This is a genomic window from Lactiplantibacillus paraplantarum (genome assembly GCF_003641145.1).
In the GTDB taxonomy this organism is placed as follows: domain Bacteria; phylum Bacillota; class Bacilli; order Lactobacillales; family Lactobacillaceae; genus Lactiplantibacillus; species Lactiplantibacillus paraplantarum.
The window spans coordinates 668,238-692,542 of the sequence record NZ_CP032744.1 but is presented as its reverse complement, the minus strand read 5'-3'; the positions used below and the strand labels follow the sequence as shown (position 1 = coordinate 692,542).

Annotated in this window: 21 protein-coding genes and 1 tRNA gene; 5 read left to right on the top strand and 17 right to left on the bottom strand. The window is 43.5% G+C overall.

Going from position 1 to position 24,305, the window contains the following annotated elements:
- Window positions 1–35 precede the first annotated feature (35 nt).
- The 4 genes from LP667_RS03290 to LP667_RS03275 form a co-directional block, all read right to left on the bottom strand.
- On the bottom strand, window positions 36–266 hold the full coding sequence (locus LP667_RS03290) for a hypothetical protein (RefSeq protein ID WP_021730127.1): 231 nt from the start codon (window positions 264–266) through the stop codon (window positions 36–38).
- Window positions 267–547: 281 nt separating this feature from the next.
- Window positions 548–970, bottom strand: a complete 423-nt coding sequence (locus LP667_RS03285; RefSeq protein WP_003641090.1) for a Spx/MgsR family RNA polymerase-binding regulatory protein — start codon at window positions 968–970, stop codon at window positions 548–550.
- A gap of 216 nt (window positions 971–1,186) precedes the next feature.
- Window positions 1,187–1,258 (bottom strand) — tRNA-Asn (locus LP667_RS03280).
- Window positions 1,259–1,355: 97 nt separating this feature from the next.
- Window positions 1,356–2,138 (bottom strand): hypothetical protein, encoded by a 783-nt coding sequence (locus LP667_RS03275; RefSeq protein WP_021730126.1) that lies wholly within the window; start codon window positions 2,136–2,138, stop codon window positions 1,356–1,358.
- A 304-nt stretch (window positions 2,139–2,442) separates the two neighbouring features.
- Here LP667_RS03275 and glpK point away from each other — a divergent pair, with 304 nt between their 5' ends.
- Window positions 2,443–3,969: a glycerol kinase GlpK gene (gene glpK / locus LP667_RS03270; protein WP_021730125.1), complete on the top strand. Its 1,527-nt coding sequence runs from the start codon at window positions 2,443–2,445 to the stop codon at window positions 3,967–3,969.
- Between the two features lie 1,067 nt (window positions 3,970–5,036).
- On the opposite strand, the gene LP667_RS03250 is transcribed toward glpK, so the two are convergent.
- The 3 genes from LP667_RS03250 to LP667_RS03240 form a co-directional block, all read right to left on the bottom strand.
- Complete coding sequence (locus LP667_RS03250) at window positions 5,037–5,789, bottom strand: nitroreductase family protein (RefSeq protein WP_021730123.1); 753 nt, start codon at window positions 5,787–5,789, stop codon at window positions 5,037–5,039.
- The gene (locus LP667_RS03245; RefSeq protein ID WP_021730122.1) at window positions 5,790–6,215 is read right to left on the bottom strand and encodes a hypothetical protein; all 426 of its coding nucleotides are present in this window, start codon (window positions 6,213–6,215) and stop codon (window positions 5,790–5,792) included. It abuts the gene before it with no gap.
- 494 nt (window positions 6,216–6,709) lie between these two features.
- Entirely contained in the window at window positions 6,710–7,018 is a 309-nt protein-coding gene (locus LP667_RS03240; RefSeq protein ID WP_033609198.1) for a hypothetical protein, read from the bottom strand.
- A 700-nt stretch (window positions 7,019–7,718) separates the two neighbouring features.
- Here LP667_RS03240 and LP667_RS03235 point away from each other — a divergent pair.
- Both LP667_RS03235 and LP667_RS03230 read left to right on the top strand, forming a co-directional pair.
- Complete coding sequence (locus LP667_RS03235) at window positions 7,719–8,768, top strand: aldose epimerase family protein (protein WP_021730118.1); 1,050 nt, start codon at window positions 7,719–7,721, stop codon at window positions 8,766–8,768.
- Between the two features lie 336 nt (window positions 8,769–9,104).
- Entirely contained in the window at window positions 9,105–9,695 is a 591-nt protein-coding gene (locus LP667_RS03230; RefSeq protein ID WP_021730117.1) for a TetR/AcrR family transcriptional regulator, read from the top strand.
- Between the two features lie 128 nt (window positions 9,696–9,823).
- On the opposite strand, the gene LP667_RS03225 is transcribed toward LP667_RS03230, so the two are convergent.
- From LP667_RS03225 to cdaA, 6 genes are all read right to left on the bottom strand, one after another.
- Complete coding sequence (locus LP667_RS03225) at window positions 9,824–10,642, bottom strand: Cof-type HAD-IIB family hydrolase (RefSeq protein WP_021730622.1); 819 nt, start codon at window positions 10,640–10,642, stop codon at window positions 9,824–9,826.
- A gap of 132 nt (window positions 10,643–10,774) precedes the next feature.
- Window positions 10,775–11,446, bottom strand: coding sequence for an EAL domain-containing protein (locus LP667_RS03220; RefSeq protein ID WP_021730621.1), 672 nt, complete (start codon window positions 11,444–11,446; stop codon window positions 10,775–10,777).
- Window positions 11,447–11,645: 199 nt separating this feature from the next.
- Window positions 11,646–13,463, bottom strand: a complete 1,818-nt coding sequence (gene glmS / locus LP667_RS03215) for a glutamine--fructose-6-phosphate transaminase (isomerizing) (protein WP_021730620.1) — start codon at window positions 13,461–13,463, stop codon at window positions 11,646–11,648.
- Window positions 13,464–14,212: 749 nt separating this feature from the next.
- Complete coding sequence (glmM, locus tag LP667_RS03210; protein ID WP_021730619.1) at window positions 14,213–15,568, bottom strand: phosphoglucosamine mutase; 1,356 nt, start codon at window positions 15,566–15,568, stop codon at window positions 14,213–14,215.
- A gap of 31 nt (window positions 15,569–15,599) precedes the next feature.
- Window positions 15,600–16,577, bottom strand: coding sequence for a CdaR family protein (locus tag LP667_RS03205; RefSeq protein ID WP_021730618.1), 978 nt, complete (start codon window positions 16,575–16,577; stop codon window positions 15,600–15,602).
- Entirely contained in the window at window positions 16,574–17,416 is an 843-nt protein-coding gene (gene cdaA / locus LP667_RS03200) for a diadenylate cyclase CdaA (protein ID WP_021730617.1), read from the bottom strand. The genes LP667_RS03205 and cdaA overlap by 4 nt, the downstream gene beginning before the upstream one ends.
- Window positions 17,417–17,601: 185 nt before the next feature.
- On the opposite strand from cdaA, the gene LP667_RS03195 reads away from it, so the two are divergent.
- Window positions 17,602–18,267 carry a DUF1361 domain-containing protein gene (locus LP667_RS03195; protein ID WP_021730616.1) on the top strand — a complete coding sequence of 222 codons (666 nt, stop codon included), beginning with the start codon at window positions 17,602–17,604 and terminating at the stop codon, window positions 18,265–18,267.
- Between the two features lie 75 nt (window positions 18,268–18,342).
- Here LP667_RS03195 and LP667_RS03190 read toward each other — a convergent pair whose 3' ends face one another.
- The 4 genes from LP667_RS03190 to LP667_RS03175 all read right to left on the bottom strand — a co-directional run bounded on the left by LP667_RS03190 (window position 18,343) and on the right by LP667_RS03175 (window position 23,162).
- Window positions 18,343–18,855, bottom strand: coding sequence for a MarR family winged helix-turn-helix transcriptional regulator (locus tag LP667_RS03190; RefSeq protein WP_021730615.1), 513 nt, complete (start codon window positions 18,853–18,855; stop codon window positions 18,343–18,345).
- Between the two features lie 138 nt (window positions 18,856–18,993).
- Window positions 18,994–21,132, bottom strand: a complete 2,139-nt coding sequence (locus LP667_RS03185; RefSeq protein ID WP_021730614.1) for a cation:proton antiporter — start codon at window positions 21,130–21,132, stop codon at window positions 18,994–18,996.
- Between the two features lie 33 nt (window positions 21,133–21,165).
- Window positions 21,166–22,074, bottom strand: a complete 909-nt coding sequence (gene murB, locus LP667_RS03180; protein ID WP_056988445.1) for a UDP-N-acetylmuramate dehydrogenase — start codon at window positions 22,072–22,074, stop codon at window positions 21,166–21,168.
- Window positions 22,075–22,259: 185 nt separating this feature from the next.
- The gene (locus LP667_RS03175) at window positions 22,260–23,162 is read right to left on the bottom strand and encodes a Gfo/Idh/MocA family protein (protein ID WP_021730898.1); all 903 of its coding nucleotides are present in this window, start codon (window positions 23,160–23,162) and stop codon (window positions 22,260–22,262) included.
- Between the two features lie 351 nt (window positions 23,163–23,513).
- Between LP667_RS03175 and LP667_RS03170 the strand changes: the two genes are divergently transcribed.
- A complete protein-coding gene (locus LP667_RS03170) occupies window positions 23,514–24,278 on the top strand; it encodes an exodeoxyribonuclease III (RefSeq protein WP_033609337.1) in 765 nt (254 codons plus the stop codon).
- Window positions 24,279–24,305 lie beyond the last annotated feature (27 nt).

Sequence of the window (24,305 nt, the reverse complement as noted above, 5' to 3'; positions counted from 1 at the left end):
TGAAGTCTTATGCCCGTCCTTTTATATCGTTTAACCTACTTCGGTGAAGATGTCGTTTCATCAAGATCGGCATGTTGCGCCTGCTGGTCTTGATGCCAACTGGTCGGGCTCCATAATTGTCCTTCCATTGAGCCGCGCAGACTTTCAATTTCAGCCTGCTGGTCATCGATAACCTTAATAATACTATCAATAATCACTCGATTATCCGTTGTCTTTAAAGCGGCTAATGCCTGTATTGCCCAGGTTGCTTGGTCTTGTTCACTCATTACGTCCAAATCTCCATTTCATTCAAGACTTTTTTACATTGTACACAAGCCAACTTATTTTACCAAGTAATCTGCTTACTCATCGCAAGCTCCATAACTGATTAAAAACCTGGTAAGTATGGTATTCACAACATTTCTTGAGAAAATAATTATCATATTCGCGTTTAAAAACCTGCCAGCATTCACGCTCGTCTTGAACACTTAGTTCACCAACAAAAAACGCCACTTCAAGAATTTACTAGCAATCCTTGAAGTGACGTTTATAATTCAGATGCGCTTGATTATCCAACTGCTTGTTGGTCATCATCATAAAGTTTTTGTTGAATTTCACGTAATTCCGACTTACGTACCGAACGTGGCAAAAATGCCCGAATGTCTTCTTCGTTATACCCGATTTGTAACCGCCGACCATCATAAATGATTGGCCGCTTGAGCAATTGTGGTTTTTCAACTAATAGGTCCAACAACTGATTGAAACCTAAGTCTGACAAATCAATGTGTAATGCTTTGAAAGCCTTAGAACGCGTTGAAACAATGTCCTCGAAGCCATTTTCAGTGAGCCGGAGGATTTGTTTCAATTCATCGCGATCCAGAGGATTAGCAATAATGTCGCGTTCATTGAATGGGATGTTATTCTCAACTAACCATGCTCGCGCACTACGACTAGACTTGCTGGACGTTGAATAATATAAGTTTACTGTCACGATGAATTCCTCCTAAGTTTCAGTGAGTGACGTTACATCACTTACTTTAATATAGTAAGTATACGGCTTTAGTCAATAATAGTCAAGGTTTGTCAGAACTTTTTTGCTTAAGTATTTCTAAAGCTCTGCTACCCATCAGACACCAGCACTAGTCAGCGACAATGTCGACAAAAGCGGTACCTCATGAGATACCGCTACTTAACTAAACATGACCAACTGCCCGGGCTGGGATCGAACCAGCGACCTCTTGATTAACAGTCAATTATTCTACCGCTGAACTACCGGGCAATGATTATGTCTGTATTTATACACGCTTTTGTGATAGAAAACAAGTCTTTATTTGAAAAAGTCACACTAAATTCACATAATTAATACTAACTCGATATCACACAACATACAAACCCAACCATGACATTACTGTGAAATCCTGCTTCGAAAGGCGCTGAGCTAATGTGTTATTAATTTCTAATTCACTTAAAGTTGTTTTTAACTCAAAATAATAGTCACCACGCTGATTATGCAGCGCCAGTTGCCATTGTCCTAAATCATCCCAGCAGTCCGTATCAGGAACGGCCGGTTGGTGCTTAAATAGCACGTGAAAGGTTGGCTTCCACGCTTCACGATCATCCCCAGTAACACGTATCAAGCGACACACTTCTCGATGACAACGAATAGCCGCCCGACACCCAGTAATAATGCCAATAATCATTAAAGCTGCACCAATGGTCAACCCAAGTAGTAATAACCGCGTCAGTAGTGGAGTCGCTTGCAGTTGTGAACTGATCACAATTGTCGCACTCATCGCCAGCCAGACAACCAATACCCAACCATTGAGCCAATTCAACGCAACATCTCTGGCATGTCGATAAACGGTCAATCGGTACTGCTGATCATTATTAACCACTCGTTGTTCAGGAGTCACGGCTGAATAAACCACCGCCATATCATCACGCAATGTATAGCTAGCAAGTGGGTGGAAGACCGTTGTCATTGCTTGGAACGTCGTCTGCGGTAAGTATTCGGCAATCAGCTGGTGGGCTCGTGGGACGGCTTTAAACTGATACGTCAAGCCATGAATCGCCGTCAGTTGATAGCCATGAGTAGCTTGCCGATTGAGCCAAGCAACTTCTGCGGCCGAACCTTTAAGGAAAAAGCGTCGTTTTTGCATAATGGGAAACCTCCACTTCTAAATGTTTTGGCTTCCCATCATATGCCGATTGGTCTACTTTTCAAACATTCATTAAGCTTAGTTCAATACCGTTACTAACCTTTGTACAAAGCGAGAGTGACCAATTCAAGGTTGGTAACCCTTTCCTTATTTTCGAGGATTGGTATGGGTGAATCATTCAATTGCAAGTGATCAGCTAGATGCCTACTTATATATTAAATTTTTGATATTTATTCACAATTTCCATTATCCGTGCTAGCATCAAAGATGATGTTATCGATTACAATCTTTGGAGGAACAAGTTATGTCAGCCAAATATATTATGGCCATTGATGAGGGGACTACGAGCACCCGTGCCATCATCTTTAACCACGCCGGTCAAAAAGTTGCCGACGCGCAGAAAGAATTCCCACAATACTTCCCACAACCAGGCTGGGTCGAACACGACGCCACTGAAATCTGGAACGCGGTTTCCTCAACCATTGCCAACGTCTTAATTGACGCCAATATTAAACCTAATCAAATTGAAGCCATTGGGATCACCAACCAACGTGAGACTACCGTTGTCTGGGACAAGCAGACCGGCCTACCCATTTATAACGCCATCGTTTGGCAGTCCCGGCAAACTGCCCCGTTGGCTGAACAACTCATCGCTGATGGTATGGGTGATCTAATCCATCAACATACCGGTTTAGTAACTGATGCCTATTTTTCAGCAACCAAGATTCGCTGGATCTTAGATCACGTTCTCGGTGCCCAAGAACGTGCGGAACGTGGTGAACTTCTTTTTGGGACCATTGATACTTGGCTCGTTTGGAAACTTACGGGTGGTGTAAACCACGTTACTGACTACACGAATGCCAGTCGAACCATGTTATTTAACATTCACGACCTACAGTGGGACCAGGCTATTCTCGACCGACTGAATATTCCGGCAGTGATGTTACCAGAAGTGCGCTCTAACTCTGAAATTTATGGCACGACTAAGGACTACTTGCTTTATGGTAGCCAAATTCCAATCAGCGGGATGGCCGGCGACCAACAAGCCGCACTATTCGGTCAGATGGCCTTTGAACCTGGCATGGTCAAAAACACTTATGGTACCGGCGCCTTCACTGTCATGAATCTGGGCGAACAACCACAATTATCTGACCATAACCTTTTGACGACCATTGCTTATGGGCTTGATGGCCACATCAATTACGCGCTTGAAGGCTCCATCTTCGTGGCGGGTTCGGCCCTACAATGGTTACGCGATGGCATGCAACTAATCGAATCAGCACCAGAATCCGAAAATCTTGCCCAACAGTCCCATAATCACAACGAAGTCTACGTGGTCCCCGCCTTTACCGGATTGGGCGCACCCTACTGGGATTCCGAGACCCGTGGTGCCGTCTTTGGCTTAACCCGCGGGACCACCCGCGCTGACTTTGTTAAAGCCACGCTACAATCACTGGCCTACCAGTCTCGCGACGTCATTGATACGATGAAAAACGATGCCCATATCACCATGCCAACACTCATGGTCGACGGTGGGGCCGCTCGTAATAACTGGCTGATGCAATTTCAAGCCGACATCTCAAACGTCAAGATCATCCGGGCCGCTGACCTCGAAACGACCGCACTGGGTGCTGCATTCCTGGCCGGCCTAGCCGTGGGGTACTGGCAAGATTTGGACGAACTCAAATCGATCCACCAAACCGGCGACGTCTTTCAACCCAAAATGACCGCGACCCAACGTGCGAACCTTTATCAAGGCTGGCAAGCCGCCGTCAAAGCAGCCCAGCTGTTCAAGCACACCCCAATCGACGCCCAATCAAATACCAACTAAACTAAATTTCTAATCAAAAACGCCGCGACTGAAGTCAGTCGCGACGTTTTTAGTTCAGCACTATTTTCCTTGAATCCATCACTGCCATTCTCATCTATCCGATAATCCGCACTGTGTTTGTTGCTTTTCATGATTAAAACGTGCCGATTAGGTGGGTTTCTGTTAGTCAGCAATGATCGTCCTATTCCGACCTCCGGGGCTGGGTGACAATTGCTGGAACGTAAGCCGACGTCGATTTGAGCCCGTGCCCAACCCACCCGGTCTCAAATACGAGTCTTATTCTAAGCCGGAAGCAGCCCACTTCCGACTAAGAATAATTTGGCTACTGAGCATTGTCACCCAGCCCCTCCAGTCTCTAGCCTGTGTGGGGGCGCGGGTTGAAGCTGAGCATTGCCTAGCCAACGGATTAATGCGGTCTTGGCATTAGCCCGTTGGCGTAGCAGGCACAGGCTTCAGTGGCACCGAGCACGTTTCGGTAAGCCGCTCGAATGGCTGATGAACGGCCCACTTAACTCGGTACAATTGGTTGCTGACTATTTTGATAATGGAACTTTAAACGAGAGGTTAGGGTTACATTAACCACTTTGTTGAAACGTCCGATTATTACTATGGTGATTCCGAAATAGCAAGCTATCACAATGTCATTTTCTGCCTGACAGTTGCTCGACAAAATTACTGTTTATGAAGAACAATGATGAGTCCAATAAAAGTTGGGTACATCTCTGTCTGCCATTCGAATACTGTCCCGACTGGAAGGCGTTTCTGACAATGCCTAGAGGTCGGTGTAGGACGAACCAACCAAAAAAGTTTACGCTAACTCGAACTGTTTCCAGCGGGCCTAAGCCGGCTGCTTTTGAATTTAAAAAATGGCACGTTTTAATCATGATTGCTGACAGATTAATGAACATCGCGTGGGGTTTATGATAATTGTAGTTCGTCTACTTTTTTGAAGGCGTGACTGGCTAGAAATAGCAGGAATATGCCGGCATAAAAGAGGGCAAATAGTAATAAGAATAGCCGTAGATCAAAGCGGTCAGCCATTCTAATTATTAGTGTTATGGTAACGATTATTGGTCTAATTCCGGCAGAAAGCCCTGTCGCCGAGCGATTGTCAAAAATTCCCGCCGTTTGGCCGCCGAATGGGTCGCTTCTTGTGTCATGTGCGCCAGATGTTCCGTGCGGGCATGACTACTCCGATGTTGATAATACTGATTCAAAACGCCATCAAACCGTTCTAGTTCCGCCTGATAGCTGGTAGGCTCAGCATAGGTATCTTTGAACAACACGGCGGGCAACCCTAATCGGGGCTTCTTTTCAGGAACATCCGCTGGGTGCCCTAGCTGCAAACCAAAAACCGGTAACGTTAAGTCCGGTAAGTGCAGTGCGTCAATCACCGCCTGCGTGTCGTTGTTAATTGATCCAAGTACCACGCTACCGAGGCCCATACTTTCAGCGACCATCACCATCGCCGCTGTAATCAGCGTGGCATCTTCAATGCTACCGGCAAAGCGATCAAATTCACTCAGTGCCCGGCGCGTCGTTGCGCCCGGTGCCAGCTTGACGTTGCGATGTTGGTCCGCAACCACGACTAATAAGCGGCCGTTTTCACCAACCGTTGGCATTGTGGTAATTGTGGCCAACTGTTGCCGTAGTGCGGGCTGGGTAATCTCAATCAAACTATATGCTTGTAAATATTGACTCGTCGGCATCTGCTGTGCTGTCGTGATAATTTGTGCAAATTGTTCATCACTAATGGATTCAGCGGTAAATTGTCGCCGCGTTCGATGGTCCCGTAAAGTTTCAATCACACTTTTTGTCACTTAAAATCGCTCCTGTTCTTGTTGTAACTCCCGTGACCAGTCCGTTAATTGTGGTAACACATCCAAGTTTAAGTTAAACACGATCCGTTGACAGACCTGATCAAGTTGCACGCTCCGAAATAGCGGGTAACGTATTCGCCCCTGGTCCCGCTGCGTGATAACACTTAATGTGACTAACTCATCTAATGCCGTTTCTAGCAGTGTCATGGCACTCTTTGGAAAATATTCTCGTCGTAACGCTGGGTTATCCAAAGAACACCCCGCCAATACTTCAACATCGCACCGAGTTAATAACAGACTTTCTGGATGTTCACCTATTAACCGGCTCAAAATCTGAACGGTTAGCTGAGTCTCAAACGCGTTACGAAAACGAAAACGGGTCTGGAAATGATTTTGAATAAATTGTAATAATACCCCATTCTTCATCCAACGCGCCTCCTTAAACATGCTTATTGATAATAACACCGATGTTGTCGTTTGTAAGTTATTTTCCCCGACAAGCACGCGATAGACCCTTTCGTAAATTACCATTTAAAACGATTGTCCTCACAATTTTGCTTAACCTCAAGGCTACTTTGTGCTCGTTCCTGTTGGGATAGATTGTGATCAGCCCATACTTTTTTAAGGTCAAATGCTGCCAAATCAATTTCACTGCCCAAAAGCATTCTTCGTGAATCCGCTTAGCTAACACGTTGGACAGTAACTCCAGGCAATGCATACAATTGCTAGAGCGCGTGTGTTTTAATCATGATTCATGACAGATTAATTAATATGACGCGGATTGTAAGCTATTAAATCGCTAAACTAAAACAGTTACGCTTCAAGAATTAATATTCTGGAAGTGCAACTGTTGGGTCGATGCTACTGTAATCACCTAATTGAACCGTAGCACAACTTTAAAACATTCATTGTTGGTTCTTTTACCCGATATGATTTTCTTTCAGGACTAAATCGACCTCGGTTTGCATGTCAGGTGTTTTGGTCCATTCTTCCCAGTGGTCCATCGTTTCATCAGGAATCGTAAACGTTTCATTGATATATTGTTCATACTTAGCCACATGGGTTGAATGCGGAATATTTAATTGCAAAATCCGCACTTGCTTAATAAAACCCCGTTCAGCTGCTAATTCAGCGCGGCCGTTCATCAACATGTTACCAATCTCCATGTATGATGTGTCGTCATTACGCGTAATCTCTTGAATTAAGTCTAATACTTCATGATTTTTCAACTGCAATCCCTCACTTCACGTTTTAGTATAAGCGGGGTGAGCACTCGTGTCAAAACGTGGCAGCACACCTCTCGATTCTTACCGGGTGTTCCTGTTAATGATTGAACAAATTAGCACTAGTACAAGATTATTCTCATGCCGCATTTTCGAAACAAAAAAACCACTATCCAAGCAGATAGTGGTCGGCATAAGAGAGAAAGAGAATTGATTAGAAGGTAACTAAATACCTTACAAACTAAGAATAAGCGATATTGTAAGCGTTGTCAACAGTTAGTCAAAATAAATAGATAAATTATTTCTATTTACTCATTAATTTTTTCCTAACGTCCGCAGTTGTCCACATTCAGCCCTAAGTTACCATCCTTATTTGCATAAAGTTAATTAGTTCACCTTATTTGATTGGCAAGTAGCCACCCAGTTTGGCACGAGTTGCAACAAGCCTCTCAAGCAAAAATAAAATTAATTATCATTAACAAAGAATTATAATTATTATCTAAATACACAACGACCACTTGTATCAAATGAAGTGGTCGTTCATCGGCCATCCGAGCAGCTTTCCGAGACGTGTTCGCTGCCATTAACGCCCCCATGACATCCCATTCACCTCGATGTTTTGTGATCAACAGCACAATATACACTTTAGCTGGGTTATTATTCGCAATCCCTTTAACAATGAAATATACTAAAAGCAGGCGGTAACATGTCAGGCATCTATGGGAGTGAACGCATTATGAAAATAATCGAACATCAAGGGAACGGGATTAATTATTATACATTAGTGAACAATCATCATATGAGTGTCACCATTATGGATTGGGGCGCCACGGTCACGGCAATTAGAACCCATGATAAAGATGGCAAATTTGCAAACATTGTTTTAGGCTTTGACGACGGCGCGGACTATATCACGTACCAAGCTTTCTTTGGCGCCACGATTGCCCGGGTCGCAGGTATTATCAAAAATGCACGCTGGCGGCAATACGATTTAACTCAGAACGCTGGTGAGCATCATCTAAACGGCGGAACCATGCCTCAAATCTCATTTGAACCATGGTTTCTAGAACGTAAACTGCATACTAGCGATCAAGTTGGCCTCGTCATGCAATATATTACCTTAGACGGTGAGAACGGCTATCCCGGTACGATGACGATCACAGCTAACTTTGTGTTAGATAATGATGGTAAATTCACCATTAGTTACACTGGTAAAAGTGATCAAACGACCCTGTTCAATCCTAGTAACCATACCTACTTCAATCTAAGTGGCGATGCAGAACGACTCATCGATCACCACGTCCTAAAAATCAACGCTGACGAGTACGCCGCACTGAATAAGCACGGCATCCCCACTGGTAAACTACCCTGGGTCACTGACACACCGTTTGATTTTCGTGATCCGGTTGAAATCGGACCACAGATTGCAAACATTAAGGGTGGCCTCCACCATGGTTTCGTCCTTAATGACACCCCCTATCCACAAGTAGAATTGTTAGACCGACTCAGTGGGCGCAAAGTTACGATGCGGACTAACGCCCCAGCCGTTGTAATTTCTAGCGCCACTAATTATCGTGATGATCGTTACCGAATCAATGGTGGTAAACCGATGCGTTCCCAACTTGGCTTATCGCTACAAGCACAAAAATTACCTGATGCGATTCACCATCAAGCATTCGGCAGTATCATTATCAAACCCAACGTTCCCGTGACTTATCAAACGGCTTACCGTTTTTCAAATATTTACGATGTTTAGCTTAACGTGAATAAAAATCTAATCTCATCCGTTAATCATACGAGATAAACCAGGAGACTTTTTTCAAGGATTATTTCTTGAACAAGTCTCTTTTATCTACGATCAAAAATGTCAAAACACGCTCCCAAATAAGCTGCTCCGGCCATTTATTTCTTATCATCCCTAACCTTTCCCGTGCACACCCCTTCTTCAGTACACACGGTTAAAGTATGCTATGATAACTATAATGACCATGTGTGGCCTATCTTAGCCATTCGTTACTAATCTAACCATTTACGCTAATTAGTTTTCACGACCGCGTGATCAACTTTAATCTTTGTAAAAGGGAGACCAATAATGCCAGCTACTGATTTACGTGTCCAGCGCACCCTGACTGCCCTCAAAGCCGCGTTTCGCACACTTGCGTTAAAATACCCACGCTACCGCGATATTACCGTTAAAGAATTAACAACAGTCGCAAATATCAATCGTAAAACCTTTTACTTACACTTTGATTCTATTGATGATCTTGCAGAAACGTTTATTCAAGAAGGCGCTGATAAGATTCTGGCCCTCATTGACCCTCAGGATTTCAAACAAACTTTCTCACAATCTGGCTTAATTTTTGATCGCTTAGTAGCCTATTTTCGGCAATCTGAGGATTTTCACCGTGTCATTTTACTCAACGATGATTACAGCTTTCTCTCGCGTAAAATTCACGCAGCCGTAGTCAACGGTCTCACAGCGACAATTCAAACAAACTATCATTTATCCCCGGTTGATGCTAAGGTCTGCTCAAGTTTTCTTATCCACAATAACTTAACCTTTTTTCGACTATATTTTAAAGGTGACTTAGGTTTATCATTAGATGAGCTCAAACAACGCGTCGTTTCACTTGACGTTTACGGCATTCAACAGTTCTTCTACCCTAATCGACCGCTTCAATAATTAAACTCATCGCGAATCGTTTTGTCACGATACCAACAATGCCCACAGAAAAAAGGGTGCGTGCCAGCAGCTATTCTGGCACGCACCTTTTTAGGGTTAAGTTCGTTTCATATTTAGTACTGAGTTATCTAAAACGACTGCAAGACTCGTTGTTCAATAGTAGCTAACACCCCATCGTGTTCGTTATCAAGGGTCGTCACGTGTTGTGCCGTTGCTTGAATTTCTGCCGGCGCATTAATCATCGCGTAACTATGCGCTGCATATTGCAACAACGGCACGTCATTAGCGCCATCACCAAAGGCCATTATATCAGCTGCGGTCAGACCATATTGAGCAGCCAGAAATTGAATTGCGGGTAACTTACCTACTCGCTGATCAACCAAATCCACAACGCCATAACCACTATCATGTGCCCGTAACTGACCACCAAAATAGTGATTGGCCTGCGTAACCAAATCAGCAGCTTGCGCCGGTTGCGTTGAAACACTGATTTTTTTAATCTTATCGTCCACGCTTGTAAGGTCCGCGACTAAGTGTAAATTATCATAAAACTGCCGCGCCATCGCAACTAACTTGTCAGGCGCTCCTACTTCGGTATAAGATCCGTGACTACCAACTAAAATCACATAAGCATCCTTGAATAGTGGTTGATGACGATCAACCGTCACAAATTGTCGTTGTTGGTCTGCTGACAAGCTACCGTCAAAAATCAATTGATCATGCGCATAGATCGACGCCCCATTCTCAGCAACCACGATGAGATTATCCGACATAACGTTCTTAAATAACTGCTGCAGATGAGCGTACTGATTGCCAGATGAAAGTACTACGGGGACACTGAGCGTCTTTAACTGCATCAAAATACGCTTAAATCGGTCTTGGTCAAAACGTTGATCTTGATGCAATAATGTCCCGTTCAAGTCCGTTGCAATTAATTTGATTGCCACAAGTATCCACCCCATCTTTTGTACTTAGCCAGCACAACGAGTATCATCTCGTCCAGTGACTGCTTAGCCAATTAAGTTTCATCAACAACATAACCGTCCAGTCATATTGCATAGTAATTCTATTGTAGCATATCAACGTTGTTGCATAAACGTCACGGGTAATTGGGGCTTGGAAAAGTAATAACCTTGTCCACGCGTAATACCTAGATGATTAGCCAGTTGAACATCCGCTGCTGATTCAATACCCTCAAAAGTAAACAGCATTTGCTGCTCTTCGGCTTTGTCGAACCAGAATTTAAGTGTAGCAACAATTGTATCCGTAGTCGCGGTCCCTAATGGGCGCATATTTTGTAACGCAAATTTAACCGTATTCACGTATGGTAACATCCATTTAATCTGCTGAAATAAATTATCAGAACCAACATCGTCAAAAGCAAGCAGCACACCGGCCGCCCGGTACCCAACGCTTAATTGCCGTAAATCACTTAATGCCGGCGTCGCTACCAGTTCGACGGTCAATTCTCGAGGTAACAGGTGTGCATGCACATAGCGGCTAATTGCAACCTGAAAAGCCGGGTTAGCAAACTGACGTGCTGTTAAGTTAATAGAAACATGATGATTATTCAATTCCTTAATAGCGCAATCTAACAATTGAATTAATTCAGCCGGTGTTAGTTCAAACGTCGCTGGTATTTGCCAGCAACGTTGCTCTTCATCCCACTGTCGTAATAATAACTCATACAAAATCGTTTGGTTGGTCACAAGGTTGTTAATTGGCTGTGCAAAATACTTATATTTCAACATTAACACTCATCCCCAATATTCTGATTAATCAGTCATTTTATCGCAATCGCTTACTTTATCATACCAAAATCCATATAGCGTTTACAACCTTCTTATCAAAATCAATAGTTTATTATTATATACGTTTTTTTACAATCAAAAAAACGCCACTATCATCGAATAGTAGTGACGTTTCTTAGTGCCCACACACTTATTTTAATTATTCAACCGTAACACTCTTAGCAAGGTTCCGTGGCTTATCCACATCTAAGCCCTTATTTAAGCTCGTGTAGTAAGCTAATAGTTGGCCAGGAACAACGCTGAGCAAAGCTGTTAACCGTTCATCAACAGTTGGTAAAACCACCGTATCACCATCTTTAGCTAAACCATCGGTGACGATCGTGATCGTCTTAGCCCCCCGAGCAGCGACTTCTTGTAAATTAGAACGAGTCAGACCAGCCGTGTTCTTCTGGGTGATAATTCCAATCACCGGCGTGTCTTTTTCAATCAAGGCAATCGTCCCATGCTTTAATTCACCAGAAGCGAAGCCCTCAGCTTGAACATAAGAGATTTCCTTGAGCTTCAAGGCGGTCTCCAATGAAACCGCGTAATCTAGCCCCCGACCAATGTAAAAAGCATTGGGGGTATTCAATAAAGCACTCTTCGCAATCTTTTCAAAAGTTGCTTTTTCATCGACCAAGCCTTGCATCCCATTGGCAACTAACGCCAATTGTTGTTTAACGTCGAACGCCATTGCGGCTGGTTGCTCAACGGCAAGACCTAACGCTTTGGCCAGAATTGCTTGTAACGCAATCTGCGCGGTATAGGCTTTGGTTGAAGCGACCGCAATTTCTGGACCAGCGTGCAATAACAACGTGTACGTTGCTTCCCGTGAAAGCGTTGAGTTTGGTACGTTCGTAATCGTCAAACTTGGGAAATGTTGATCATTAACATTCAACAACACTTCACGACTATCAGCAGTTTCACCAGACTGGGTCAGGAAGATGAAGAATGGATGTGCTGATAGCAACGGCTGGTTATAAGCAAATTCTGACGAAACGTGAACTTCAGTTGGGACATTTGCTAATGATTCGAATAACTTAGCACCGACCAAGCCAGCATGATAACTAGTTCCGGCAGCCACAATGTAGAGCCGGTCTGCGGCTTTGAGGGCTGTCAGCAAGTCAGCATTAATCACTGGATCACCAGCATCATTTAGATAGACTTGGGATAATTTCCGCATCACGTTTGGTTGTTCGTCGATTTCTTTTAACATGTAGAATGGGTAAGTTCCCTTGTCAGCTTGAGCGGCGTCAATGTCGACATGGAATGGCTTCCGTTCAACTGGTTCGCCAGCCTGATTAGTAATCTTGATTTCATCGGGTTTCACAACCACGATTTCACCATCATGTAATTCCAAGAAATCTTTAGTTTGGTCTAACATTGCCAGACTATCTGAGCAAACCACATTGAAGTCTTTACCAACCCCAATCAATAACGGGCTCTTATTCTTAGCAACGTATAAGGTGTCAGGATCTTCCTTATCCATCAACAAGAAACCGTACGATGAATGACCTAATAGACCTAATGTCTTACGAAAAGCCGCCAACGTACTCAAACCTTCTTTGGTTACAAAGCGGTCAACTAATTGAACAATGACTTCCGTATCGGTCTGTGACTTGAACGTTACATCACTTAAATAAGCTTGCTTCAAGTCTTCAAAGTTTTCGATCACACCATTATGAACCAAGTAGAAACGGCCATCCGCAGAAACTTGCGGATGCGCATTGGCAACACTTGGTTCACCGTGAGTCGCCCAGCGCGTATGGCCAATCCCGGTTGAACCATGAACTGCTTCGCCAACTTCTTTACGCAAGTCATCAATTCGGCCTTTTTCCTTAACTAAATAGTCATGACCATCCTGATCATTAACATAAATACCAGCTGAATCATAGCCCCGGTATTCCAACTTTTCCAATCCGTTCAATAAGATTGATACTGCACTATCTTTACCCGTTACACCAACAATTCCACACATAAATTAATCTTCCTTTACTGTTTGAATTGTTTCTAGCTGCGTGGTCAAAATATCTGTCACTAGCTTCACAACTAGTTTTTGTAATTGACCTGTAGAGTGCAGTCCCTGACGTCACCCGTCGATTATCGATAAACGTCATCCTCGTCAACTTTAGATTCTAAAGTCCTGGCGCTATTCCGCTTTAACCAATTAACAATTGGTCTAGTTTATCCTCCGATTGGTATATTTCCTAGAAACAAGTTAACTTTACCGTTACATCTGATAAAAGTCAACAATATATTATATTGGTATATGTGTTAGTTAGCGTGTATACCAATCTCAAATGCTTATAAATCAAGGTCAGCACCGATTTTCGATTTTTTTGTAACTTTTTTGCATTTAAACTGGTTCACTTGAACCCTTAAGCGCTACTAATGTATTATGCTAGTTACTTACTATGAATCATGATTAATACCAAACTAACGACTAACATGTTCGTCGTTAGTAATTGCTAGGTACTGGTGACCTAGGTGATCAGGCGTCGTATCCACTAATCTATCAGGAACTAGTACTAAAAATGGCCTTTAAGTAGCCTTACAACGACAGCCTCCGCGCGTCAATTTGACTGGCTATTTTTGGTTTTAAGCAGTTAATAATGCTATCAGAATGACGACTTCAACTAATATGATGCCCATGCCGTTTAAATTGCAACAAAAAAGTCGTTACTCATCAGAGCAACGACTTTTTGAATGGTCTTACTAATAAATTAATTATTCAACGCCAACTTCAGCTTTAACAACGGTGACAATCCGATCAACGTAGGCACTGACCAGTTCATCAGTCTTCGCTTCTGCCATGACCCGTAATAGATCTTGCGTCCCAGAAGGCCGTACTAAAACTCGACCATCGCCGGCCATTTCATTTTCAACATCTTTAATGACGGCCTTGATCTTATCGTTACTTAAAGCAGCCTTCTTATCCTGAACCTTAACATTCACTAACTTTTGTGGGTAAGTTGTCACTTCAGCAGCTAATTCGGATAACTTCTTACCAGTTTCCTTCATCACATGTAATAATTGAATCCCAGTCAACATGCCGTCACCAGTCGTATTAAAGTCTAAGAAGACCACGTGACCAGACTGTTCGCCACCCAAGTTATAGCCATCTTTCAACATTTCTTCAACAACGTACCGGTCGCCAACTTTAGTCTGCTTACTGTGCAAACCAGCTGCCTCTAAAGCCTTGTATAAACCAAGATTGCTCATCACCGTTGTGACAACCGTATCCTGCTTTAACTTCCCCCGTTCACTTAGAAACTTTCCACAAATGTACATGATTTTGTCACCATCGATGACATTTCCAAGTTCATCAACAGCAATACACCGGTCGCCATCACCATCAAAAGCTAACCCAACTTGGGCGCCTTTTTCAACAACGAATTTTGATAACGCTTCGGGATGGGTCGAACCAACACCTTTGTTGATGTTCAAACCATCTGGAGCCGTCGCCATCGTGTCAAAATCAACATTTAGATCCGCAAAGATCCGTGAAACCAAGTTGCTCGTTGAGCCATTGGCACCATCAACTGCTAGATGAATACCACTTAAGTCATCTGGAATCGTTTGTTCTAGGAATTGTGAATACTTGAGATTACCTTCTGGAAAATCAGCAACCGTTCCAAGACCTTCCGCGGCCGGCCGTGGTAAGGTATCTTTAGGCTGATCCAATAATTCTTCGATTTCTTCTTCCTTGGCATCAGATAATTTGAAACCATCGCCACCAAAGAACTTAATCCCATTATCTTCAACCGGATTATGAGAGGCTGAAATCATCACACCCGCATCAGCATCCTGAATCCGGACTAAATAAGCTACACCGGGTGTCGTAATCACACCTAAGCGTAAAACTTCAATTCCCGCTGAGAGTAACCCTGCAATCAAAGCTTCTTCCAGCATTTGGCCCGAAATCCGGGTATCGCGTGCAACCAAGACACGTGGCTGCGTACTCTTATTTTCCGCATGTTCCGTTAACACGTAGCCACCAGCACGACCTAAACGAAAAGCCATTTCAGGTGTTAACCCTGAGTTTGCAATTCCCCGAACACCATCAGTACCAAAATATTTCATTATAATTTACCTCATTTCAAAAGTGTCATGATTAATCATTTTTAACTGTAATCTTTACCTTGAGCGATGTTGGACTAACCGAAGAAATTCCATCCTCATCACTGGTTGAAACATCAACCGTCTTAGTCGTAGTCGCATCCACATCCGTCACATCAACGTTAACTGGCAAGGACTTCAACTTCGCTAACGCTGCCTTAGTACCCGTGACCGTCACCGACTTCGTATCAGATGAGAACGAATAACTCGTGTCCGCCGTGGTCTTGCCACTGGCTTTCAAGTCAATCGGCACGTCCTTAGTCGTCGTCGCCTGTGTAATGGGAATATACACCGACGTGGTTGACGGCGTCAAGACGACATTCAAATTCTGACCATTGGCATCTAACGCTTCAATGATCGCTTGTTGGTTCACAGACTTCTCTAAATTCTTATTGGTGTTAACAACCGCAACAACCTTTGCCACCTTGCTAACTTCACTGACAGCTCCCGTGACCTTAACAGATGAAGTTCCAAGTCGTGCTGAACCAACTTCGTAACCATCCGCAACGTTCGCTTTATTGAAGTCCGCACTGACTTTGTAAGTAGCTGTCCGTCGTGGTTGGATGTTAACATGGATGTACTTTTGATTGAGCCCATAACTCAATTCCTTGTTCAACCCGTCAACTTCCACCTTAACGCTATGCCGACCCACCGCCAACTTAGACAAATTAGCGGACACTTTAAAGTTCTGCGTATTGGCAGTCGTTGTTACCAAGGCTGCCGGTCCTTCAATTGTTACCTTTATATTTTCAGGATAACCCGTCACAAAATATTTGGTACTATTAACATTCAATTCTAACGGTGCACTGATTGTGACTTTACGGTTAGAAGTCAACGTTGTTTTTGACGAACTATTAGTTAAGACGCTGGCATTATGCGTACTCTTCAACGAATTAACGTAAGCAAAGAGGACTAGCGCACACAACAGCGCTAAGAGACGCATGGACCAATTACTACTCATAAATTTTTTCATTTTCGGGGACCTCCTCCGAAAATCCGTCCAAACCAACTCTGGAGCGCATTTTGTTTAGTTGAATCCTCAGGCGTCAATAAAACTTGACGGAAATACCGCAAGTAATTTTCACGTGTCATACCACGCATCAACTCGTTATCCTTCGTAATCGAGACTTCACCCGTTTCTTCCGAGATAACAATGGTAAGTGCATCCGTTACTTCGCTAATACCAACGGCTGCCCGGTGTCTAGTTCCTAATTCTTTAGGAATCAGATTACTTTCCGACAGCGGTAAATACGCTGCGGCAACCTTGATCTGATTATCCTGAATAATCACGGCACCATCATGTAACGGCGTATTCGGAATAAATATGTTAATTAACAATTCACCCGTAATATCGGCATCTAAGGCAATCCCAGTCTCAATATAATCTTCTAAGCCAGTATCCAGCTTAATCGACATTAAAGCTCCGATGCGTCGCTTAGCCATATATTGAATCGCTTTATCCAGTTCGGTAATCATCCGCTCTTCGTCTTCATTTTGACGCTTACCACGCGCAAACATGGAACCCCGACCTAAGTGTTCCAGCCCGCGTCGAATTTCAGGCTGAAATATAATAACCATTGCAATAACTGCCCAGTTGATAATTTGGTCCATAATCCACGAAACTGTGTCCAGACCAATCAAGACACTCACAGCCTTAATAATGGCAATAACAACAATTCCGCGAAATAGTTGTACGGCTTTAGTGCCTCTTAACAACACAATCAGCTCATAAATGACAAACCATACCGCCAGAATGTCAAGGAGCCGGACAAAGTTTTGTAAGGTCAATAAACCGCTCCAATTGAAAGTCATTAGTCCTCCTCCTCATGAAAATCATTTACTTTCACATTATAGCACGGCAGCCTAGTTCTCGCGGTGCGATTTAAGTAGCGAAGGCGCTTTTTAACCATATTTTTGAATAAATATTAAGCTTGATGTTATTTAATATAGCTCGTTTAATATTTCTGTTAAAATTAAGGTAGAAAGGAAGTGACTAAATGACTAAGTTACAGCGCTGGCTTGTTCGGCTAGCATTTTGGGGATTCTTTATTTTTGCCGCAGTCGATTTACACGGTGCATTTCATTTTTTACTACTTAATTCTATCTTGGCTTATGTCCCAATCGAGTTGAGCTTTTGGCTAACTGAGCGCCGGGGGCCGTTACTATTCTGGTTCATGACAGTCATTTGGTTGCTTTTCTACCCGAACGCACCATACTTGATGACCGACTTATTCCACCTCAGCCTGTTAAAGCCTTATGGAATCAACGGCTTACTACGGTTCGATTTACCTATGTGGCGTGATTTTGCCTATCTAGTTGGTCCAATGATGGTGGCAACCATCATTGGGACTTGGGGTGTGGATCGAGTCGCTAGGCAACTGACCTATCGACTGCGATTGAGCCGATTACCTGCTAGTCGTAGCATCATTTGTGCAGCGCTTTTCTTATTTGCGAGTGTCGGCGTCTATGTTGGTCGCTTTTTACGCCTACATTCGATCTACTTGCTGATTACACCTCAGTATATTGTAAAACAATTGCTTGAGATGTGGTCCTTAAAGATGCTCGCCTTCGTGTTAATGATGTGGCTACTGCAATTAATCATCTACGCAGCTTGGCGATTTACTATGCCAACAACTCCCCATCAGGCCGAGAATGACTCGTAACCAAATCAAAACCGCCGTGTAAATTGAGCTAATACTCAATTCACACGGCGGTTCTTATTATTAGCTTAATATTAGCTAATCCTTAGTTTTTGGATCGCTATATTCTGTATGACGGCCCCGCTTATCATGTAAGCCACTAAAACCACTAAAGCCTAATTGCGTCGCTTTTTGCTCCGCATCATTGATATAACGCAACGTATCGCTAGCCCGCTCTTCGCCATAGACTTGGACCCACTGATGAAACCGTTCGTCCGAGGCCGTCGTAATTTCTTGTTCAACTTTGAGCCCCGCTGGCGTTAACGATAAATACTTAATACGTCGATCATGAGTATTTGTGGTCTGTTCAATGTATTTCAAATCCAATAATACATTGATTTGTCGTGCAATCGCACTCCGTGAAACTCGCTGTTCCTTAGCAATTTTAACCAATGTTAACGACTCATCACTCGTTGCAATCATCCGCATAACAGTATAAGCCTCAAATGTTATCTTATACGGCCGTGTTGGGACAGACACAAAGTCGCCAACGTACTTTAAAATATGCATGTAGGTATCTACAAAACGTTCATGAATTTCTGATTCTGTCATAATGATGTCCCCCCTGTAAGGTCGCCCTTATTCGTCCATTTCAAGTAATGATTAATTTGTAGACCTAACCATTCACCATCAATACTACTCTAACATCATTATAACCTAGAACTACTGATTTACAATCTAAAAAGTTAACTAATCATCATCGGCCTCAATATCATTGAGCATTAATAAGTTCTCCGAGTAATTAATGAACTGCCGTAACTTCGCCGCGGTGCGTAGACTTATCTGGCCACTCTCCAATAGATGTTGGACCCCCGCACGTTCGGCTCCTAAACTCTTGATCCGTAATCCGTGAAGTTGTTGTTCATAATCATCACGTGATAGTGTGTGATCATTTTTAGCATTCTCAATACGGTTCCGGTAATGAACGATTAGATGATATAGTGCCTGCCGATCAAACTGTTGTTCATCAACATTCGCCTGCTTTAAGTACTGCGATAATGCCTTGATTGCCGCTTTGGAAGCCTCACGCTGAATATCTAATAGTGCCGCCCTGAGCGCATCACTATCGCCTGGTGCCAGCCACAAACGGATGCCTTGCATGGCACGCGCAATTAACAAACGCAATGATCGCAATGTCGGCAATCCTGGTTTATGAGTTGCTTGTAAGAACCGCTGTTCACGGCGATCAACGCGCCGTAAATAAACTTGACCAGCTAATTTCGTCGTTTGCTTATTAGCCATCAACTCTCTGACAGCCGCCCGTTCACCATTCAACGCGACCAGTCGTAATTGTAATTCATCCGTTAACATTGGTGCTAACTCATCCGCCGTCTGGGAAGCAACTTCCAAACGCCGCATTTGAAATTGTTGGTCCAAAATCAGATCATAAGCGGCTCGTTGGTTCTCTGGACGACGATGCTCTTCAATATTTTGAATTGCCAACTGTAAAATATAGATCCGCGCTTGTTTATATGTCAATTGTTGCGTCTGGTTATCCGTAACGTCAGTTTCACCGACCTCGTCCGGTCCATCAGCTAGGACCGCATCATCTTCATCGGGACTAGAACCACGCGTCACAAATGGCAACGATTTGGCAGCCATCAACGGTAAAATGGCAGCCGCAGCAATCAAACTAACGATAATCACACCAGCAGCAATGAACAAGACCAATGATCGTTCCGGAAAAGCTTCACCAGTCGCAATCACGGTCGGAATTGTAAACACCCCGGCCATCGTAATCGCACCACGAACACCCGATAGCCCTGATAACGCGGCAATCCGCAAGCTTGGTTTAACCTTTTTATGATGTCGTAACCAGTTAAACAGCATGTATGCATACGTCCAAGCAACCCGAATCAATAACAGAATGCCCCAGACGATTAACACATCAAAGACCGCATGGAACGTGTTCGTATGGGCCCCTTTGATAGTTGCCTGAGTTGCAACCGGTAACTCGATACCAAGGATCAAGAAGACGATCCCATTCAATAAGTAGACAACTACATTCCAGACTCGTTCCGTGACCAACCGGAGCTCCGGTGCATCTTCACTTTCGTGTGAATTTTGCAAGTGCGATAATACCCCAGCAGCTACAACTGCAACTACTCCGGAAGCGTGGAACCATTCTTCAGCAATAAAGTAAATTGCAAACGGCGTCAAAATTTGCAATACGACGTTGAACACGATATCGTTAATACCTTCGCGCCGTAAAATATCACGAATCAATTGAATAATTGTGATCAACGCTAGACCCACAGCCAATCCAACCAGACTAATATAGAAGAAATCGCCAATGGCTTGACCTAATACAAAAGTCCCGGTAACTGCTGCAGCTAACGCATACTTGAACCCAATCAACCCACTAGCATCATTAATTAAGCTTTCACCACTAACCAAATGCAAAATTTCTTTGGGTAACTTGACCCCTTCTGAGATCGACTGCACGGCAATTGGATCAGTTGGTGAAAGGATGGCCGCTAACGCAATGCCGACCGCTAGTGGGATAGTCGGTATTAACACGTGAATCAAAAAGCCGCCTAAAATTGTGGTAATAAAAACAAGCACGATTGCATTCGCAAAAATCGCCCCGCGTAATTCCCACAGTTCTTGTTTTGGAAATTCTCTGCCGTCGTTGTACAGCATGGGTGCAATAAAGACGAGCATAAACCAGTCCGTTTGCAGTTTAACTTGTACATTTAATAATAAAGCCACCACCAGCCCCAGCCCGACTTGAATTAAACTGACCGGGATTGCGACTAGATAGTGGCTCAACACATTCGACAGCAGCACTAAACATGCCAGTAAAATCACTAACTCGATAATCGGCATCTAGTGGTTGCCCCCTTTGTTAAATTGACATAACTAACCTTGAGCGACATCTTCACCAATAATTCGAACTTCCGTCTGAAGATGGACGCCAAAACGTTCAAATACAACTTTTTGGACGTAATGAATCATATCCATATAGTCCGTTGCCGTTGCATGATCAACGTTAATAATAAAACCCGCGTGCTTTTTAGAAACTTCAGCACCACCGATTTTGTGTCCTTGTAAACCAGCATCATGAATTAGTTTACCAGTAAAGTACCCCGTTGGTCGCTTAAAAACACTCCCACACGAGGGCCACTCTAATGGCTGTTTGGCTGCTCGCAACGTATTCAATTCATCCATCCGGGCCTGAATCTTAGTTTGATTTCCTGATTTGAGGCCAAACGTCACTGATACAACAATATCATCATAATCCTGAATACTACTGTGACGATACCCAAAGTCTAACTCAGCATGATCCAATGTTTTAAGCTGCCCTGTTGGCGTTAAGACCGTCACCGTTTCAACAACCTCACTCATTTCACCACCATAAGCGCCGGCGTTCATAAAAATCGCGCCACCAACGCTCCCAGGGATACCAGCCGCAAATTCTAGACCGGTTAAACTGGCACCACAGGCAACCTTGGTCGTCGCTATGATAGCGGCCCCCGCCTCAGCGACAACTTTATTCTCACTAGCATGAATCTGATTCATACGAGTCAAAATAATCGTCAAACCACGGATGCCACCGTCTTTGACAATCAAATTGCTCGCATTACCAATAACCGTCAGCGGTAAATGCTGGTCGTTGGCATAAGTAATTAAGGCTTTGGTTTCACTAATTGACTTAGGAAATGCCACGTAATCAGCGGGACCGCCTGTTTTAGTATTCGTATAATGACTTAGTGATTCATCTTTTTTAATTTCAATGGCTGGAAAAGTGGCCAAGACATCTTTGGTCATGGTGAAAAGTTCCTTTCGTGTTTCAATTTAATTCACTTACATTAACAAACAATTTAATTGCATAGCGTTTTTAGGCTTACACCGCTATAAAACTAGTGTAAGCAGAAGATATTTACTTCAAAACGCTATTTGAACGCTATAACCATGTTGAAATTTGTAAGTCTATCATTTAATTTTATCACTTTTTAGTCACTTAATAAATGACGGCACACCGCGTGACTCGTAATTGCAGAGGTTGGATCGATTGGATTGGGACCATGCGTCGCCACCGCCGTTAGAAACGCACGAATCAATGGCGCAAATCCCCGCTTTTCCAATGTTGGCGTCCAATCTGGAAAATTCGTGGTCGTGGTTGTGGCGGTGGTCAACACTGTTTTGGCACTTAAATCAGTCACAACAACCCGTTGATCAGTTGTTTGCACCGTCACTTGCTCAAGATTGACACCACCATACATGTTCGTCACAACCTGCAATTGTTGATGCGCCGTCTGAACCGTTAAATAACCTTGCGCCAATGCACCAGTCGCCGTAGTCGTTATACGACCACCAGTTTGTTCAAGTGGTTCATCCAACAAGAACAACCCCGTGTCAACCATGTGAATCATGAGATCAAAAACGGCTGTCTCCGGATCTTGACCACCAGCTTCGCGGACCTTTTCAGCTACCAGCATCCGTTTATCCGGTAAGGCCTTTAATTGCTGGTTCAAGGGCGCAAAGCGCCGATTGAAACCGCAAGTCAACAATAGATGCCGAGATGCTGCTAAATCATACAGATTTTGTACAACTTGAAGATCCGTTGCCACCGGCTTATCAACATAAACGTGAATACCAGCTAATAATAATTGCTTAATGATAGCGGCGTGAGTACTCGTCGGCGTATGCACAAATACGGCCGCCGGTTTGACCGCCATCAACTCAGCTAACGTCGCATGCGTATGCTGAAACCCATACATGGTCGCTAGTTGTGCCCGTTTTTCCGGGTTACGTGTTGTCAGATGAAATTCATACTGATCCTGCATCGCGGCCATTACTGGCAAATAAGCCTTTTGAGAAATATTACCTAATCCAATGACACCAATTTTTAACATCGAAATTCCTCCAATTTTATTAACCGCTTTTTAATTCACCCTTACTAATCAAGATATTAAATTCATTTAGTCCATCTAATTAAATAGGATTTAAACTTAAGTGACGACCTTAACGTTGCACATCAGGTTAATGACTATTAACACAAGAATTATTTCATTAGGCTGACTAGCCATCCGCCAGTACAGGCCTATGCTAGTCTTCCGACCCCGGACATCAACTCGAACACCCCCAGCAGTCCACTACACAACTTCAGCTGCTAGGTTTTAGTTCATGACCATATTTGTTATTAAAATAACCGGCACCACCCGTGTTACAATATGAGTAAATTACTTGAAAGGTCTGAAACTCACGTGAAACTTATCTCTTGGAACGTTAACGGACTCCGGGCCGCCGTCAAACACGGCTTTGTCACAACTTTTAATACCCTCGATGCCGATTTTTTCTGTGTACAAGAAACGAAACTACAAGCTGGTCAAATCGAGCTGGACTTCCCGGGTTACTATCAATACTGGAATTATGCCGAACGTAAAGGTTACTCTGGTACGGCAATCTTTACAAAGTACGAACCGCTCAATGTAACTTATGGTATCGGCGTACCAGAATTTGATACTGAAGGCCGCGTCATCACGCTTGAATACGCCGACTACTACGTTCTGACGTGCTACACGCCCAATTCAGGCGGTGAATTAAAACGACTCGACTACCGACAACAATGGGAAGATGCTTTTCTCGCCTATATCAATCGTCTGAGTGCTGATAAACCATTGATTTTTTGTGGCGACCTCAATGTTGCCCACGAAAATATCGATTTGAAGAACTGGCGCAGTAATCATCACAGCGCCGGCTTCACAGATGAAGAACGGGCCAAGTTCGACCGCCTACTTGCGAACGGCTATACTGACACGTTCCGGCACTTCTATCCTGATCAAACGAATATATACTCATGGTGGAGTTATCGTGGTCATGCTCGCGACAACAATTCTGGTTGGCGGATTGATTATTTTATAACGTCACAACAACTCGACAATCAGCTATTGAATGCCCGGATTCTTAACAATGTTTTCGGCTCTGATCACTGTCCAGTCGAACTCGACATTATTTTACCGAACCATTAACTTGAAATTTGACAAGATCCTTTGTAC

What these genes read in the sequence shown, in the direction of transcription:
- LP667_RS03185 (WP_021730614.1), bottom strand. Translation starts at nt 21,132, where the DNA reads ATGCCGATTATCGAGTTAGTGATTTTACTGGCATGTTTAGTGCTGCTG.
- LP667_RS03175 (WP_021730898.1), bottom strand. Translation starts at nt 23,162, where the DNA reads ATGTTAAAAATTGGTGTCATTGGATTAGGTAATATTTCTCAAAAGGCT.
- LP667_RS03275 (WP_021730126.1), bottom strand. Translation starts at nt 2,138, where the DNA reads ATGCAAAAACGACGCTTTTTCCTTAAAGGTTCGGCCGCAGAAGTTGCT.
- LP667_RS03235 (WP_021730118.1), top strand. Translation starts at nt 7,719, where the DNA reads ATGTCAGGCATCTATGGGAGTGAACGCATTATGAAAATAATCGAACAT.
- murB (WP_056988445.1), bottom strand. Translation starts at nt 22,074, where the DNA reads ATGACCAAAGATGTCTTGGCCACTTTTCCAGCCATTGAAATTAAAAAA.
- glpK (WP_021730125.1), top strand. Translation starts at nt 2,443, where the DNA reads ATGTCAGCCAAATATATTATGGCCATTGATGAGGGGACTACGAGCACC.
- LP667_RS03245 (WP_021730122.1), bottom strand. Translation starts at nt 6,215, where the DNA reads ATGAAGAATGGGGTATTATTACAATTTATTCAAAATCATTTCCAGACC.
- cdaA (WP_021730617.1), bottom strand. Translation starts at nt 17,416, where the DNA reads ATGACTTTCAATTGGAGCGGTTTATTGACCTTACAAAACTTTGTCCGG.
- glmM (WP_021730619.1), bottom strand. Translation starts at nt 15,568, where the DNA reads ATGAAATATTTTGGTACTGATGGTGTTCGGGGAATTGCAAACTCAGGG.
- LP667_RS03220 (WP_021730621.1), bottom strand. Translation starts at nt 11,446, where the DNA reads ATGTTGAAATATAAGTATTTTGCACAGCCAATTAACAACCTTGTGACC.
- LP667_RS03290 (WP_021730127.1), bottom strand. Translation starts at nt 266, where the DNA reads ATGAGTGAACAAGACCAAGCAACCTGGGCAATACAGGCATTAGCCGCT.
- glmS (WP_021730620.1), bottom strand. Translation starts at nt 13,463, where the DNA reads ATGTGTGGAATTGTTGGTGTAACGGGTAAAGATAGTGCAGTATCAATC.
- LP667_RS03205 (WP_021730618.1), bottom strand. Translation starts at nt 16,577, where the DNA reads ATGAAAAAATTTATGAGTAGTAATTGGTCCATGCGTCTCTTAGCGCTG.
- LP667_RS03190 (WP_021730615.1), bottom strand. Translation starts at nt 18,855, where the DNA reads ATGACAGAATCAGAAATTCATGAACGTTTTGTAGATACCTACATGCAT.
- LP667_RS03230 (WP_021730117.1), top strand. Translation starts at nt 9,105, where the DNA reads ATGCCAGCTACTGATTTACGTGTCCAGCGCACCCTGACTGCCCTCAAA.
- LP667_RS03195 (WP_021730616.1), top strand. Translation starts at nt 17,602, where the DNA reads ATGACTAAGTTACAGCGCTGGCTTGTTCGGCTAGCATTTTGGGGATTC.